At 56.1% G+C, this 15,688-nt stretch carries 12 protein-coding genes, 2 tRNA genes and 1 pseudogene; 7 read left to right on the top strand and 8 right to left on the bottom strand.

Annotation, left to right across the window (positions count from 1 at the left end; translation table 11 throughout):
* Positions 1–406 precede the first annotated feature (406 nt).
* Positions 407–1,507, bottom strand: coding sequence for an aldo/keto reductase (locus C0557_RS15750; protein ID WP_208659367.1), 1,101 nt, complete (start codon positions 1,505–1,507; stop codon positions 407–409).
* Positions 1,508–1,809: 302 nt separating this feature from the next.
* On the opposite strand from C0557_RS15750, the gene C0557_RS15755 reads away from it, so the two are divergent.
* The 5 genes and pseudogenes from C0557_RS15755 (at position 1,810) to C0557_RS15775 (ending at position 7,219) form a co-directional block, all read left to right on the top strand.
* The gene (locus C0557_RS15755; protein WP_074779671.1) at positions 1,810–1,998 is read left to right on the top strand and encodes a YjfB family protein; all 189 of its coding nucleotides are present in this window, start codon (positions 1,810–1,812) and stop codon (positions 1,996–1,998) included.
* A gap of 158 nt (positions 1,999–2,156) precedes the next feature.
* A pseudogene (locus C0557_RS15760) lies at positions 2,157–2,833 on the top strand (TetR family transcriptional regulator C-terminal domain-containing protein).
* Positions 2,834–2,863: 30 nt separating this feature from the next.
* The gene (locus C0557_RS15765) at positions 2,864–3,841 is read left to right on the top strand and encodes an MDR family oxidoreductase (RefSeq protein ID WP_208659371.1); all 978 of its coding nucleotides are present in this window, start codon (positions 2,864–2,866) and stop codon (positions 3,839–3,841) included.
* 131 nt (positions 3,842–3,972) lie between these two features.
* Positions 3,973–5,427 (top strand): AMP nucleosidase, encoded by a 1,455-nt coding sequence (locus tag C0557_RS15770; protein ID WP_074779665.1) that lies wholly within the window; start codon positions 3,973–3,975, stop codon positions 5,425–5,427.
* Between the two features lie 16 nt (positions 5,428–5,443).
* Positions 5,444–7,219 carry an aminopeptidase P family protein gene (locus C0557_RS15775; protein ID WP_208659373.1) on the top strand — a complete coding sequence of 592 codons (1,776 nt, stop codon included), beginning with the start codon at positions 5,444–5,446 and terminating at the stop codon, positions 7,217–7,219.
* 84 nt (positions 7,220–7,303) lie between these two features.
* On the opposite strand, the gene C0557_RS15780 is transcribed toward C0557_RS15775, so the two are convergent.
* Together C0557_RS15780 and C0557_RS15785 are read right to left on the bottom strand one after the other, a co-directional pair.
* Positions 7,304–7,379 (bottom strand) — tRNA-Asn (locus C0557_RS15780).
* Positions 7,380–7,460: 81 nt separating this feature from the next.
* Positions 7,461–8,912, bottom strand: coding sequence for an EmmdR/YeeO family multidrug/toxin efflux MATE transporter (locus tag C0557_RS15785; protein ID WP_253073838.1), 1,452 nt, complete (start codon positions 8,910–8,912; stop codon positions 7,461–7,463).
* 188 nt (positions 8,913–9,100) lie between these two features.
* On the opposite strand from C0557_RS15785, the gene C0557_RS15790 reads away from it, so the two are divergent.
* A tRNA-Asn gene (locus C0557_RS15790) sits at positions 9,101–9,176 on the top strand.
* 149 nt (positions 9,177–9,325) lie between these two features.
* A complete protein-coding gene (locus C0557_RS15795; RefSeq protein WP_208659375.1) occupies positions 9,326–9,658 on the top strand; it encodes a gamma-glutamylcyclotransferase in 333 nt (110 codons plus the stop codon).
* A gap of 274 nt (positions 9,659–9,932) precedes the next feature.
* On the opposite strand, the gene C0557_RS15800 is transcribed toward C0557_RS15795, so the two are convergent.
* The 5 genes from C0557_RS15800 to C0557_RS15820 form a co-directional block, all read right to left on the bottom strand.
* A complete protein-coding gene (locus C0557_RS15800) occupies positions 9,933–10,541 on the bottom strand; it encodes an ANTAR domain-containing response regulator (protein WP_208659377.1) in 609 nt (202 codons plus the stop codon).
* The gene (locus tag C0557_RS15805; RefSeq protein WP_208659379.1) at positions 10,538–11,695 is read right to left on the bottom strand and encodes a transporter substrate-binding domain-containing protein; all 1,158 of its coding nucleotides are present in this window, start codon (positions 11,693–11,695) and stop codon (positions 10,538–10,540) included. Before C0557_RS15805 ends, C0557_RS15800 begins: the two co-directional genes overlap by 4 nt.
* Positions 11,696–11,738: 43 nt before the next feature.
* Positions 11,739–13,445, bottom strand: coding sequence for a nitrilase-related carbon-nitrogen hydrolase (locus tag C0557_RS15810; RefSeq protein ID WP_208659382.1), 1,707 nt, complete (start codon positions 13,443–13,445; stop codon positions 11,739–11,741).
* A complete protein-coding gene (locus C0557_RS15815) occupies positions 13,445–14,938 on the bottom strand; it encodes a cytosine permease (RefSeq protein ID WP_208659383.1) in 1,494 nt (497 codons plus the stop codon). The genes C0557_RS15810 and C0557_RS15815 overlap by 1 nt, the downstream gene beginning before the upstream one ends.
* Positions 14,939–15,289: 351 nt before the next feature.
* Positions 15,290–15,664, bottom strand: a complete 375-nt coding sequence (locus tag C0557_RS15820; protein ID WP_074779651.1) for a helix-turn-helix domain-containing protein — start codon at positions 15,662–15,664, stop codon at positions 15,290–15,292.
* Positions 15,665–15,688 lie beyond the last annotated feature (24 nt).

The following is a 15,688-nucleotide window of genomic DNA, read 5'->3' on the forward strand; positions in this document are numbered from 1 at the left end:
TTAGGATAAATCCCATTATTAGATTAATATAATTTCTTTTATACGAAGGCGGTTCTTTATTAAACGAAAGTATGGCATACGGATTAGCCAGCACACTATTTTTAATATGCTAAAAACCTTTCCATCTGCACCAGAGCGGTCTTTCAGAGTGTAGATTCGTTGTTACGGATAATGCATATACGCGGTAGTTACGACACCGTGAGCGTTTTTTATTTACATCGTGGTCTACATCGAAAAATGTGGTTCTAATAACGAATATTTAATTTCTTAGCCACTTACTGGTAAAGCCGCTCCCGGTCAGTGAAGCCAAATTTAAGAAGCCTGCTTATGAGCAGGCTTTTTGCTTTTCATCACAGGCAATCTCCCTGCCGCCTTCGTTGAAATTTATTCGAACAGCAACGTTGCGTTATTGTATCGCTTTCGCCAGCAGCGCAAAATCTTCCGCGCTCAGCACTAATTCGACCGCAGCCGCTGCTACCTGCTCTTCTTCACCTTCAATGGAAGGTTCATCAATAATCAGCGGCGTAACCACGCCTGGCTGATTCATTAACCACGCCAGCGCCACCGATGCAGGAGGAACCGTATGTTTTGCGGTAATAATGTCAAGCGCACTAAGCGTCGCAAAGCCGCGCGGGGTAAAATAGCTGGCAAGCTCTGCTGAGAGCGGGTTATCAATAAGGGAGTCAAGAGTTCGATATTTCCCGGTCAGAAACCCCGACGCCAGGCCGGTGTAAGGCATTGCGGCGATGTTTTCCTTTACCACCAGATCCTGTAAAGCGCCTTCGTAAAGGGATCGATCATAAAGGTTATAATTCACCGCTAAAACCTGATAGCCAGGAAGCCCTTTCGCCTTCGCGACGTTGAGGATGTTTGTTAATTCAGCCGCGCCAAGATCCATGCCGCCAAGCGCAAGAATTTTCCCTTCTTTCAGTAAGCTGGCATAGGCGCCCAGCGTTTCGTCAACGAGGGTCTCGCTGGTTGGCCAGGAGAAGAAACCAACATCAAAGTGATCCGTTTGCGATGTGTTCAGCAGGCTATCAATGTCCTGGATAATCTGCGCGGCCGGGTAGGTATTCTTTCCCGTGGCATCCAGTGTCGCCGCATCCTGTAGCGCAAATTTCATCGGCGTCACCATGGCGCTAAACGGGTTCTGTAATGTTGAATTGTCTTTCGCCTTTCGCTGTGTCAAAGAGAGATCGGCTGCAGAGGCTTGTTTCCCGTAATACTGAGGATATTGACGTCTCATCCTTGCTATGAAGTTCGCCTCGTATTGGCGTTTTGCTTCCGCGCGCTCAGCCGGGGTAAGACGTGGGCCGGTCGCCCCAACGCCATTCCTGGTAAATGCTCTACCGCTATCAGATGTGGTGGGAATTGGAGACATAACAGTGATTCCTCGTTTTTTGTGCAAAGAAAATGACCCGCAATGGCGCGCTGAATATGCGCCTTGTGGCCAGGCAGCACCTTCTGCACAGCCGGAAAGGTGCTGCGCCGTATCGAAACCAATCACAGCGGGCGATGAACGCGAAACGTTCGGCCAGTTGTCACTGTTTCATTACGGTCTGCACTCAAAAAATAACCATTCGCATTTCCGGCATCAACGAAAAAGCCCGGTATTCAGACGACTCACGTCTGTTTATAAAATGACCACCTTTCAGTGTTTTCCCAATTGATTGCGGAGAAAAAAGGGGTATTTAGCCCTGCGTTATCCGCGCTGCGCCTAAAGATTCACCACCTGTTGCCGATAAATTCTGTGCAGTTATATTCACAACTGTTCTTTAGTTGTTTTTTCTACAACATAGGATGATCGAAATGGACCCGATACAAATTGCCTCTCTGGCCAGCAGCCTGGACTCTTATCAGCTTGATAGCCAGGTCAGTACGCTGGTGCTCAAAAAGGCGCTGGATGCTCAGAAGTCAATGGCTTCCGATATCATTCAGCAGATCCCGCAGTTACCATCCAACCCGGCAATTGGTCGTAATATCAATACCACGGCCTAATCCGGTCTACCCGCGGGCGCGAAAAGGAAGCCACTGCGCCGGTCGGTAAAATACCTCTGCAAGGCCCGTCATTGTGCGGGCCTTTTTCATGCTCTTCGCTTGCTTAGCCTTCACAATCGGCGTAGCCTACAGCGAATTAAAACCGATCGGTCTAAATTATGAATAGCGAAACGGCAGCGCTGGCAAAGCCCCGACGTGGGCGGCCGCCAAAGGTGGAACGCGACTTCACGGATACCCGCCAGGAGCTGATTCGTTCCGGCCTCGAAGTGCTCACCGAAACCGGCTATTTGTCGGCCGGAATTGATGCGGTGATCAAAAATATCGCCGTGCCAAAGGGCTCGTTCTACCACTGCTTCAAGAGCAAGCAGGAATTCGGTATCGCGGTGATCGACGCCTATGGCCGCTTTTTCGCGCATAAACTCGACAAGTTTTTACTTGATACACAACTCGCCCCGCTGCAACGGATAGAGGCCTTCGTGCTGCATGCCGGTCAGGGGATGGCGAAATACGATTTCCGCCGCGGCTGCCTGGTCGGCAACCTGCTACAGGAAACACCGCTTTTACCGGAAACCTTCCCCGAACGCCTGCAGACGATCCTTGAAGCGTGGGAAAGCCGCGTCGCACGCTGCCTGGACGAGGCAAAGCTGCGCGGCGAGCTGGCGACAGATGCGCCGGCCAATGAACTGGCGCGCCAGTTCTGGTCCGGCTGGGAAGGCGCAGTGATGCGCGCCAAACTGTTCCGCTCTGTGGATCCCCTCAACCAGTTCTGGACGTTCTTCCGGCACAGTATTACAGCTAAATAACACCTGCACAGGACGGCAAAACTGCCGAATAATCAACGTTATCCGACGAGGAAAACGCAGTCATGAAAGCATTAGTTCTGGAACAGCTTGAGAATAAAACCCTGGCAGAAGTCAAAGACGTGGCGCTGCCCGCGCTGGCCGAGGGCGATGTCCGGGTCGACATTGACTGGTCCAGTCTCAACTACAAAGACGCGCTGGCCATCACCGGTAAAGGCAAAATCATTCGCCAGTTCCCGATGGTGCCGGGCATCGATTTTTCCGGCCGCGTCAGCGAAAGCCGCGACCCGCGCTTTGTGCCGGGCCAGGCGGTCATTCTCACCGGCTGGGGCGTGGGTGAAAACCACTGGGGCGGCCTTGCGGCGCAGGCCTGCGTGAAAGGCGACTGGCTGGTTCCTCTGCCGGAAAGTTTAAGCGCGCGTCAGGCGATGATCATCGGCACCGCTGGTTTTACCGCCATGCTGTGCGTCATGGCCTTACAGGAAGCCGGGGTGAAACCGCAAGACGGCACGGTGCTCGTCACCGGCGCCAGCGGCGGCGTGGGCAGCACCGCCGTGGTACTGCTGAAAGCGCTGGGTTATACCGTTGCCGCCGTTACCGGCCGCGAATCGACCCACGATTTCCTGCGCCAGTTGGGTGCTGACGAGATCCTGCCGCGCAGCGATTTCGAACAAACACGCCCGCTGGAGAAACAACTGTGGGCCGGTGCGGTCGACACCGTCGGCAGCCAGGTACTGGCAAAAGTGCTGGCGCAGACTAACTATCGCGGTTGCGTGGCGGCCTGCGGTCTGGCGGGCGGTTTCGATCTGCCGACCACCGTGATGCCGTTTATCCTGCGCAACGTGCGCCTGCAAGGCGTGGATTCGGTCATGGTGCCGACGGCGCAACGTCCGGCAGTATGGGAAAATCTCGCCCGTATCCTGCCGCAGAGCTACTACCAGCAGGCGGCGACTGAAATCGCGCTGGAACAGGCAGCGGCGACCGCCGCCGATTTCCTGCAAAACAAAATCCAGGGCCGCACGCTGGTGAAAATCAGCGGCTAACCCCTTTCCCGGCGCGCACTGCCGCGCCGGGCGCTTCCCCCCGTTTCCTCTGAATCCCCGCCCGTACGGCTTTTGTTTCACATTCCTGTGACATACTATCGGGAACCGCCGCAGAAGCAGACAAGGAGATAATGATGAATAAAGGTGCACACCTGACACCGGAGCAGGCGCTGGATCAACTGGAGGCGCTGTATGACCGCTCGGTCAACGCACTGCGCCACGCCATTGGCCGCTATATTGAAAACGGTGAGCTCCCGGCGGCTGAAGCCCGCGCGCAAGGGTTGTTCGTCTACCCATCGCTGTCGGTAAGCTGGAACGGTAGCGCGACGAAACCACCAAAAACCCGCGCTTATGCCCGCTTCACCCACTCCGGCTGCTACACCACCACCGTCACCCGCCCTGCACTGTTTCGTGCCTATTTACTCGAACAATTGACGTTACTGTGCCAGGACTACGGCGCGCAGATCGAAGTGGGCCTTTCAGCCCATGAGATCCCCTACCCGTATGTGATTGATGGTTCCGAGCTGACGCTGGATCGCTCGATGAGCGCTGGTCTGACGCGCCACTTCCCGACCACCGAGCTGGCGCAGATTGGCGATGAAACCGCTGATGGCCTGTTCCACCCGACCGAGCTGTATCCGCTGTCGCACTTTGATGCCCGCCGCGTGGATTTTTCGCTGGCGCGCCTGCGCCACTACACCGGCACGCCGGTCGAGCATTTCCAGCCGTTTGTGCTGTTCACCAACTACACCCGCTATGTGGATGAGTTTGTGCGCTGGGGTTGCAACCAGATCCTCGATCCAGAAAGCCCCTATGTCGCGCTCTCCTGCGCGGGCGGGCACTGGATCACCGCCGATACCGAAGCGCCGGAGCAGGCGATTTCCGATCTGGCGTGGAAAAAACATCAGATGCCGGCCTGGCACCTGGTGACCGCAGACGGCCAGGGGATCACGCTGGTGAATATTGGTGTCGGGCCGTCAAACGCCAAAACCATCTGCGATCACCTCGCTGTACTGCGCCCGGATGTCTGGCTGATGATTGGCCACTGCGGCGGATTGCGTGAAAGCCAGGAGATTGGCGATTACGTGCTGGCGCACGCCTATCTGCGCGACGACCACGTGCTGGATGCGGTACTGCCGCCGGATATCCCGATCCCGAGCATCGCCGAAGTACAACGCGCATTGTACGACGCCACCAAAGCGGTGAGCGAGATGCCTGGCGAAGAGGTCAAACAGCGCCTGCGTACCGGTACTGTCGTGACCACCGACGATCGTAACTGGGAACTGCGCTATTCCGCCTCGGCGCTGCGTTTTAACCTGAGCCGCGCCGTGGCGATTGATATGGAAAGCGCCACCATTGCCGCACAGGGTTACCGCTTCCGTGTACCTTATGGCACGCTGCTGTGCGTGTCGGATAAACCGCTACACGGCGAGATCAAACTGCCCGGCCAGGCGAACCGTTTTTATGAAGGGGCAATTTCCGAGCACCTGCAAATTGGTATTCGGGCGATTGATCTGCTGCGGGCGGAGGGCGATCGCCTGCACTCGCGTAAGCTGCGCACCTTCAACGAACCGCCGTTCAGATAAGAAAAAAGGACTCACTATGCAAACCCCAACACCGTTACAGGCGCTACGCGACCAGCTCGTCGCGCTGGAACTTGACGGTATCATTGTGCCGCGCGCCGATGCGCATCAAAGCGAAGACTGTGCCCCGCACGATAATAAATTGCAGTGGCTCACCGGCTTTACCGGCTCGGCCGGGCTGGCGCTGGTACTGCGCGATCGCGCGTTAATGTTTGTCGATGGTCGCTACCAGGTACAGGTGCGCAGCGAAGTGGATCTGCATGCCTTTGAAATCCATCACCTGCACAACGAGCCGCTGGATCAAGTTCTTGCGTCGTTGCCTGCGGGCAGCCGCATCGGTTTCGAACCGCTGCTGATGGTCAACAGCCAGTTCACCGCCCTTGACGCCACGCATTGCGAACTGGTGGCGCTGGCGCACGATCCATTCGATGCCATCTGGCGCGATCGCCCGGCAGCGCCCTGCGGCGTGATCCGTGAAATGCCCGTCACCATCAGCGGAGAAAGCAGTGCCGATAAACGTGCGCGTATTGCGCAAGTGCTGGCGGCGAAAGCGGCGGATTATCTCGCCATCACCCTGCCGGATAATATTGCCTGGCTGCTGAATATTCGCGGCTCCGACATTGCGATGAACCCGGTGGCGCACTCTTTTGCCCTGCTGAGCCGTGATGGCGCGCTGGAGTGGTTTGTTGATCCGCGCAAAACAGCGGCGCTGTCTGCTGAGCTGAAGGCCACGCTGACGCTGAGCGATTTCGACGCCTTTCTGCCGCGCTGCCAGCAGGTTGCGCCGGGCAAACGGATCCTGCTCGACGGCGATTTTGCCCCCGTCGCACTGCGTTTTGCCATCGAACAACAGGGCGGCGAAGTGCTGTGGGACGCAGATCCGATCACCTTTATCAAAGCGCATAAAAATCCGGTGGAGCTGGCGGGCTACCGCGAAAGCCACCAGCAGGATGGCGCGGCATGGGTGAATTTTCTGGTGTGGCTGGCGCAGGAAGTTCCGGCGCGTGAAGCCGCTGGCAACCCGGTCACCGAACTGGAAGCCCAGCAGAAGCAACTGGCATTTCGCCAGCAGCAGGCCGGGTTTATCGAGCAGAGTTTCAGTACCATTTCGGCCTCTGCCAGCAACGCCGCCATGTGCCACTATCACAGCAGCGAAAAAACCAACCAAGCCATCACCCGCGCGAACTTCTACCTGAATGATTCCGGCGGCCAATACCAGAACGGCACCACGGACGCCACGCGTACCCTGTCGTTTGGCCCGCTGGACGCGCAGCAGCGCCTGCACTACACCGCCGTGCTGAAAGGCTTCCTGTCGATGTTTACCCTGCAATTCCCTGCCGGTACGCACGGCCATCAGCTTGATGCTTTTGCCCGCCGTGCGCTGTGGGATCTGGGGCTGGATTTCGATCACGGCACCGGACACGGCGTCGGTCACCAGTTGCTGATCCACGAACAGCCGCAGCGCATTGCGAAAAAGGTCAACCCCTGGCCGCTCAGCGCCGGTAATATTATGACCATCGAACCGGGTTACTATCTGGCGGATCGCTACGGTATTCGTATCGAAAATCAGGTGGAAGTGGTGGAAAGCCAGCCCGGTTTCTGCCGCTTTTCGTCCCTGACGCTGATCCCCATCGATTTGAGCCTGGTGGAGTGGAACCTGCTGAGCGAACAGGAGAAACAGTGGCTGGATGATTATCACCAGCGGGTGCGTGAAACGCTGTCGCCGCGGGTCAACAGCGACGCCCGCGAGTGGCTGATTGCCGCCACCGCGCCGCTGCGTATGCAGGCAGGTTAACTCACCGCGCCGGGGCAACCTGGCGCTGATGGTTGCTGAACGCAGAAAAGCAAAAAGCCTGCTCGAAAGCAGGCTTCTTAAATTTGGCTCCTCTGACTGGACTCGAACCAGTGACATACGGATTAACAGTCCGCCGTTCTACCGACTGAACTACAGAGGAATCGTGTGAACGGGGCGAATATTAACGACGCCCCTGGGCCTTGTCAAAGCCTGATTTGTCTTTTTCGGCGCGTTTGCCGAATTATTCTCCAGCTTGTGCAGAAATGGCGCCTTTCTGCGGCTTTGGATACTTCCACAGCCATCTGCCGCTCGCCATGCGCCAGTAGAAAAAGACGCCGCGTACCGCCCAGTCGAGGAACATTCCGAGCCAGACGCCAATCACGCCCATTCCGAGCATGATCCCCAGCGTATACCCTGCCACCACCCGGCAACCCCACATTCCAAGCATAGAAACCCACATGGCGAAACGGGCGTCGCGCGCGCCTTTCAGGCCTGCAGGCAGCACCCACGACGCCGCCCAAATCGGCATAAACGCCGCATTGAGCCACAGAAGCACTTTAACCACCTCTTTTACATCCTCTTCCTGGGTATAAAAGGCGGCGAACAGCCCGGCAAAAGGCGCTGTCCCCCAGGCAATGGCCGTCAGCATCAGCGTCGAAAGCCAGAAGACATGGCGTAGCTGGCGTTCTGCCTGGCCAATCTGCCCTTTACCGAGGCGCTTACCGGTAATAATGGTAGACGCAGAGCCCAGCGCGTTACCCGGCAGGTTAATCAGTGCCGCCACGGAGAAGGCGATAAAGTTACCGGCGATGACGTTAGTACCCATGCCCGCGACAAACATTTGCGTCAACAGCTTGCCGCCATTAAACAGCACCGACTCGATACTGGCCGGAATGCCGATCCCCATCACTTCCCAGATAATGGAGAAGTTGAGTTTCTCGAAGTAGCTTTTCAGCGAGATACGCAGCGCCGGATTAAAACCAATCATCAGCACCCAGATAATCGCCACCGCGCCAATATAGCGGGAAATGGTCAACCCCAGCCCTGCACCAGCAAAACCCATGCCCTTCCAGCCCCAGAGGCCATAAATCAGGATGCTGCTGATAATGATATTGAGGATATTCATCCCGCCATTAATCAACAGCGGGATTTTGGTATTGCCCGCGCCGCGCAGCGCGCCGCTGCCAATCAGCGCAATCGCCGCCGCCGGGTAGCTGATAACGGTGAGTTCAAGGTAGGTCAGCGCCAGCGCTTTAACTTCGGCCGTCGCCGCACCGGCGATAAAGTCGATGATTTGCGTGCCAAAGTAGTGGATCACCGCCGCCAGCATAATGGCAAACAACGTCATGATCACCAGCGACTGCCGCGTTGCCGCCCTCGCCCGCTCACTATCCAGTTTGCCGAGGCTGAAGGCCACGACCACCGTCGTCCCTAAATCAATGGCGGCAAAAAAAGACATCACCACCATATTGAAGCTGTCCGCCAGGCCGACGCCCGCCATCGCTTCTTTACCCAGCCAGCTCACCAGAAACGTGCTGAGCACGCCCATCATCAAAACACAGGTGTTTTCCAGGAAGATAGGTACGGCAAGTGGGGTGATTTCTCGCCAGAATAAGACACGGTAACTTTTACGTTTTCTGTACCAGGGCGTACGCATGACGGCCTGGCGTAAGGGAGTGACGAGGTTCAAAATGGTCCTTAGCCGCGAAAGGTGAAATCACATTTCAAATGATGAGGGAGAAACCCTGAACCTGCAAAGTATTTACGCCAAAATCGGTGTTTATTAGATCAATCTGACGAGGGATTCAGCAGTCAGGTCGTCATCGCTAAAATGAGGTTTGACAAAAGATTTTTCGCCGCTAAGATAAGCCTCCACACGATTCCTCTGTAGTTCAGTCGGTAGAACGGCGGACTGTTAATCCGTATGTCACTGGTTCGAGTCCAGTCAGAGGAGCCATATTTAAGAAGCCTGCTTTCGAGCAGGCTTTTTGCTTTTCGGCGTTTACCACGCACCGCACTTGCAGACAGTTGCGAACCTCATCACAAAACCGTATTTTGAATACTCTTCGCCCGTCGGGTGTTTATCGCTTTGATTGTTGAGGGAAAATGGAATCGTTATTTGTCTACGGCACGCTGCGTCCCGGCTGCTCTAATGCACATATTCTGGAAAACATCGGCGGTGAATGGCTGCCGGGCTACGTCACCGGTACGTTTTACGTGCGTGGCTGGGGAGCCGCCGCCGATTTTCCTGGCATCGTACTGGATAAAAACGGCGCGCAGGTACACGGTTACCTGTTTTTGTCCGACAACCTTACTGCGCACTGGCCAATGCTGGATGAATTTGAAGAGGGCTACGACCGCGTTTTGGTCGAGGTCACCACCGCTGAGGGCAAGCGCGTCAGCGCATGGATTTACCAGCTGCAGCCACGAGCCGCATAACCTGCTGAGCAAGATAACGCGCCGCTGAGATCGTGCGCCGCTCAGGGGAAAAATATCTCGCCAGCCTGCGTTAAGAGCATGTTTGCCGCTGCCAGCAGGTTTACGGCAACAGATGCCCGGCTTCGGCGATAATATGCAGGGTCGCTTGCGGGATGCGCTGCAGAAGCTCGGCCTCCAGCACCGGGCGGCGTTCCACGCGAAGCCGCGCGGAAAAGAACAGGCACGGTCCTCGGTTCGCGATGCGCGGGTGAAAGCAACGCCTATGCGCAGCACACTATTCCACCAGCAGTGATTTCAACCGGTTAAGCCAGGACTCCGTGTCGTTCAGCAACTCACAACTGAGGTTTTCAATGGTCATGTGTTGCGCCATTGAAGCGCGACGCAGCAAGCTGTAGGCATCGTCCTCCTCCAGCCGTAGCGCATGCATAACCCGCAGTTGCGCGGAAAACAGAAACTTACGCGCGCGCAATCGCTCCTCCTGCCGCCGGAGTTGCGCTTCGAGCTGGTTGATGTGCGCGGCATGATTAAGCGCCAGCGTAAATGCGGTCATCACACCATCAAAACGTACCGGTTTGCGCATGTAGCTGTCGATCTTCTGCTCGGCAATCCACTGTAAACGCGATGGCGTTTCAATGGCGGTAAGCGCAATCTTTGGCAGCGCGGGCCAGGGTAGCAGGTTGGTGGGGTGAAACAGGGTGGAGTTATCGCCGTCGAACACCAGGAGCTGTTGGTCAGCCAGCTGGCTCTCGTCAGGAAACGTCGCACAGAACAAGCCCTCAATTCCTATGCGGCTAAACTGCTGCGCCAGATGGTGATTATCACGATCGGAACAGCCGATCACACACACTTTTAATCCGCGCATCTGCACGTTTTTTCGGCTCATGCGCTGCCTCCGCGATGCGTGAGGCTCGCGAGATCCACCCAGGCCAGCCAGGGATCGGGCTTCACCGCGGCATCAGCCTGCCAGAAACTCTCCAGCCTGCCGTTGTGACAGCGCGCCAGATGCGGGGTCAACCAGCAGTGATTATTGTCGGCGTCGAGGCGAATCCGCCCGGCTGGCGAATCCATTTCATCCTGCAATACCGCATTGCGCACGCCTTCAACGTCAGCATTGCCGTGGCGCGCAATGGCTCTCGCCAGCAAATGTCCGGCCAGCCAGGCGCTCTCGCTATCCACGGACGGCGAAACATGCTCGCCAAAGCGCTGGCGATAGCTGCTCAGAAAACGCCGGTTGGCGGCGCTGTCAATTGACTGAAACCAGCTTGCAGAGACCAGATACCCCTCTAATGCCTCTGCGCCAATTAACTGCACTTCCGGCTCACACAGCGTCAGGCTCAGCTTCAGCACCTCGTTTAACCACGGTTGCTGCTGGCAGGCCTGGTGCCAGGCGCGGTAAAAACTGTAGGCGCTTTTACCAACCATAGTATTCAGGAGCACTTTCGGGCGGCAGGCGATAATATCAGCGATTAACGTTTCTACATTTTCGTCGCCCAGCGGCAGTAATTTGCTCTGCACCACGCTGCCGCCCGCAGGAATCACGGCTTCACGGGTGATGCGATCCATCTCCCAGGACCAGACATAGTTAGAACCGATGTGATAGATCTCCGCCGCCTGCTGCTGTAACAGCCAACTAAGCATCGGCAAGATATGCTGATTGGGCGTGGCGCCAAGGTAAATCACGCTGTTGCTGCTCTCAAACCCTTCATAGCGCGCGGAGTGCCACAGCAGCGCATTTGCGCCTTCGATCAATGGCAGAATGGTTTTACGCGCCGCGGATGTGTAGCAGCCGATCACATGACGTACGCCGTGGCGATAGAGTAAGTCGTGGCAATATTCGTAGTAGAGATCCAGCGAACCCTGCGGATCGCGGATCACGGGAGCAAGGGTAAATTGATGGGCGGGATTTGCGTTTATCTCCTCGATCGCCAACAGAATGCCGTTGAGCATCTCGCGCCCGATAACCGCATAATCGCCTGAAACAGAATAGAGAATACCGACCGGAATAACGCGTTTAGGCAGCGGCTGAGTGGCAGACATAATAACTCCTGAATCAACGCGGCCCCCAGGCCGCGTCTGTGGTTCATCGCGGCGGTTGAGCAACCAGCGCAGTGTAGTAATGCGGCTGACGCATCAGCACCAGGTCTTTACGTCTTACCACATGATCGGGGTAGGTGGTATCGGCTGAACCCGTGGAAATATCCAGCACCGCCAGCCCTTTCGCACCGGTAGCTTTCGCTTCCTTACGCGGAAAAGCAAACGTATCCGGGCCGAATACTCCGCTCAGACCAAAGCTTTCTCCTTCCGCGGCTGGCCAGTTGGCAAACGCCAGCCAGACATTATTCTCACCCGCGCGAACGCGCGGCAGCAGCCAGTGGTAAGGATCGGCACCGCGCGGAATCGGCCAGACATGGGGGATCGCCGTGCCCGTGTGCGCCATTGGCGCAGGTGAATGAAGCTGCGCCGGGCACGCAATGATGTCGCAGCCTTCCAGCGCCAGAATCCTTGCGGCCTCTGGCACCAGCAGATCTTCGCCCAGCAAAATACCGACCCGTCCGCAGGGCAAATCGCAGGTCACCCACTGATTACCTGCACAGGCCCATTGCCGATCCTGCTCGCTAAGATGAATCTGCCGATAGTGCGCGCTCAGTCCACCGCTGCTCACCAGCACCGCGCTGTTATAGCACTGCTCCCCTTCCCGCTCGGCGAACCCCGCGAGCAGCGCGATATCCAGCTCCATCGCCAGCGCGATCAGCGCCTGTACGGGCGCATCATCCAGCGTCAGCGCATTGCGGCTACCGTCACTGCCGGTCAACGCGCGTTCCGGCAATACCAGCAGTTCCGCGCCGCCCGATTTCGCCTGTTCGGCCCAGTGCCGAATCTGTGCCAGATTGGCATCAACATCGTTTTGCGGGCGAAACTGCGCCACCGCAATACGGGACGCTTTGCCGTCGGGCAGCGGATTACGTCCGTATAAGCCAAAAAAGTCCTTTGGATTCCATAACAAAGTGTTGGTCATCAAACGCTGATACAGCTCAGGCCGACGCTTATTCAGTTGCGGATTCTCCTCAGGCAGTGGTAATTCAGCGCTGAGTACCCGGTCGCCGCTGTCGCAACTGGCCAGCAGATTCCCGTGGCTATCGACAATGCAGCTGCCGCCGCTGAACTGCACGCCCCGCTCCCAGCCCCAGCGGTTACTTTCGATCAGCGCGCAGCCGTTCTCCCAACCGCGCGTGAGCCAGTAAGGCGCAGGCGTGCGTTCAGCCAGCCAGTTGCTGATGTGGCAGATAATTTGCGCGCCGCCCAGCGCAACCAGCCGGGCGGTTTCAATAAAGTGAATATCCATACAGATCAACAGCGCGATATTGCCGATCTCAGTGTGAAATACCTGATGTCCGCCGTCGCCGTTAGCTGCCCATTTCGGTTCCGAGATATAAGGGTGCGTTTTACGGTGGACGCCAATCACGCCCTGCGGCCCGACCAGAACGGCGCTGTTATAGTAGAGGTCGGTTACCGGGTCCCGCTCCGGCATGCCAAAGACCAAAAAGCAGTTAAACTCGCGTGCAACGGCAGCAAATGCCTGGCTGGTGGCTCCGTCCGCCGTTTCAACATAAGGGGCAACTTCCGCGCGATCCAGCCAACAGTAGCCGGTGGTCGCCATTTCCGGCATAACGATTAAGCGCGCGCCATCACGCGCGGCCTGGGTTGCTAATGCCAGCAGACGCGTGACGTTCTCCTCTTTTCTGAACAGCGTCGGTTCAAACTGGATGGTGGCAACGTTGATGCGCATTATTCTGCCTCCTTGCTCAGTAACGGATTAAATACCGGTTTCGGTCCCTGATAAGCGTCGGAGGGTTTCCAGTTGGTTTGCATATCCTCAGGGAAGATTTTGAAGTAATAACTGCCGCGGGTAGCGACGCTGATAGCAACGTGCAGCACCGGGCCAACCAGCATGGCGATAAACGAGGCGTACACCATCGGATACAGGCCCAACACGCCGGCTGCGCCTATCGCAACCGCGACGCACAACGCAATCACGCCGGACGGGTTCCACATACGCAGATACTCTTTGCGGAACTCCACGAAATCGGATGGCGCAAGGTGCAGCACTTTGCGGCAGATAAAGTAATCAGCAAGGATAATAAACACCCAGGTGTTGGTGAGAATGCCGGTAATGGAGAGGAACGTGCCGGTATACTGCAAAATATTGCAGATATAGAACACCACGCCGAGCAACCAGACCAGCAACATCCACCACTGACGTCCCGGGCGATAGTTAAACGCCATATCCATGGTATTCGACAGCGCAATCGAACCCGAGTAGAGATTGAGCACGTTGATGCGGATCTGGGTAATCACCGCAAATAGCACGCCGGTCAGACCAATAATCAGCGGGAAGACGAAACCCGGATCGAGCGCCAGCGACCAGACATCTTCTCCCTGAATATGCGGCATCAAGGTGTAGGCCATAAACGCGCCAAACAGCATGACCACCACAATCGGGATCAGCATCCCCAGCATGATGGTGGCGGTGCCTTTATGGCTGATGCCCGGACGGGCAAAACGACCGTAATCGGTGGCCATCAATCCCTGAAAGACAATCTGCCCATTGGCCATATTCATCACCAGCCACAGTGCGTTACTGTCGATCTCCCCTTTTGGCTGCCAGCCGCTAAAGCTGACCGCCGGATAGTGGTGCGTTAATTGCCAGATACAAAAGCCAAACAGCACAACGAAAATGGGAACGCCCCAGGTTTGCAGAAATTGCATTGATGACATGCCTTTCCAGACAAACCAGATGGCGGCCAGCCCCATGAGTGCAAAGATGGCGACGCCCGTAAATGAGTTGACCGGCACGCCCGCATAGTTGGCGATGGCGTGAGACACGATGGTGCCTTCAAACAGGAAATAGAAGATGAAATTCACGGCGTAAATCAGCGAGGTGAAGGCTGAGCCCATATAGCCGAATCCCAGCCCGCGCGTCATCAAATTGAGTGAAAGCCCCTCTTTACTCGCCATCTTCATAATGCACGAGCCAATTAAGGTGGCAAACACCACCATATAACCCATCGGCAGTAGCAACATGGGCCAGCCGACCTGGTAGCTCATGTCCGCGCCAAGGCTGAACCAGAACATGGCGGTAGAGTTGCCGAGCAGCACCAGAATAATGGCCGGAATGGGCCAGCGATAGTGCGACGGCACGCGGCCAACCGCGTAATCCTCAACGGCTTCTGCTTCGGTGATATCTTGTGGACCCTGAAACCATGCTTTTAACTTGCTCATAGATTTACTCCAAAAAAAAGCCCCGCCGACAGCATTGCCGGCAGGGCTTCTTCGCCTGAAATCGATGTACTGGAGTGGCGATTCGCCACAAGCCGCTTGCCAGGCTACGGTGCCTGTTCCTGCCAGGCAGGATGCGGTACCTTTGAGCAAGCAATTGATGTGCCAGCTTTTAAAAACCGCAGAGGACGCGGGTAAACGGGCAGGATGGCGAGATTAAAGCGCATTATGCCAGTGCAGCGCGCACCATCCTGGTACAAAGGCGCATTATTCCGGCAAGGCGCCCTGCTTTTTAAATGGATATCCCTGAATCACCAACCGGCCCGGCAACAGAACACTCACCGCAACTATTAATTATTTCCGTGGTTTTACGTCGAGATGAAAATCATCGAAATGCTGACGGAAAAATGTCTTTCTGTATTTATGCGGCGGCAGTTGATATTTTTTGTGAAATGCCCGGGTTAATGATTGCTGAGAATCAAAGCCGTATTTCATTGCCAGACTGATTAATGATTCATTGGAGGTAATCAATTGCTCGGCAATTAAACTGAGCTTTCTCTCCCTGATAAACTGCCCCAGATTCTGGCCCGTTTCCGCAAAAAACAGTCGCTGTAAGTGCCATTTTGAATAGCCGGACTTGGCTGCGACATCATCAATTTTCATTGGCGACTGGATATTGCGATTAATCCACGCGATGACGTTGATGATAAGTTCTTTTCTGTGATTCATAGCGTTAAACCCAAAGTGTGCGGA

It is taken from the genome of Kosakonia sp. MUSA4 (assembly GCF_013085925.1).
Lineage (GTDB): Bacteria > Pseudomonadota > Gammaproteobacteria > Enterobacterales > Enterobacteriaceae > Kosakonia > Kosakonia sacchari_B.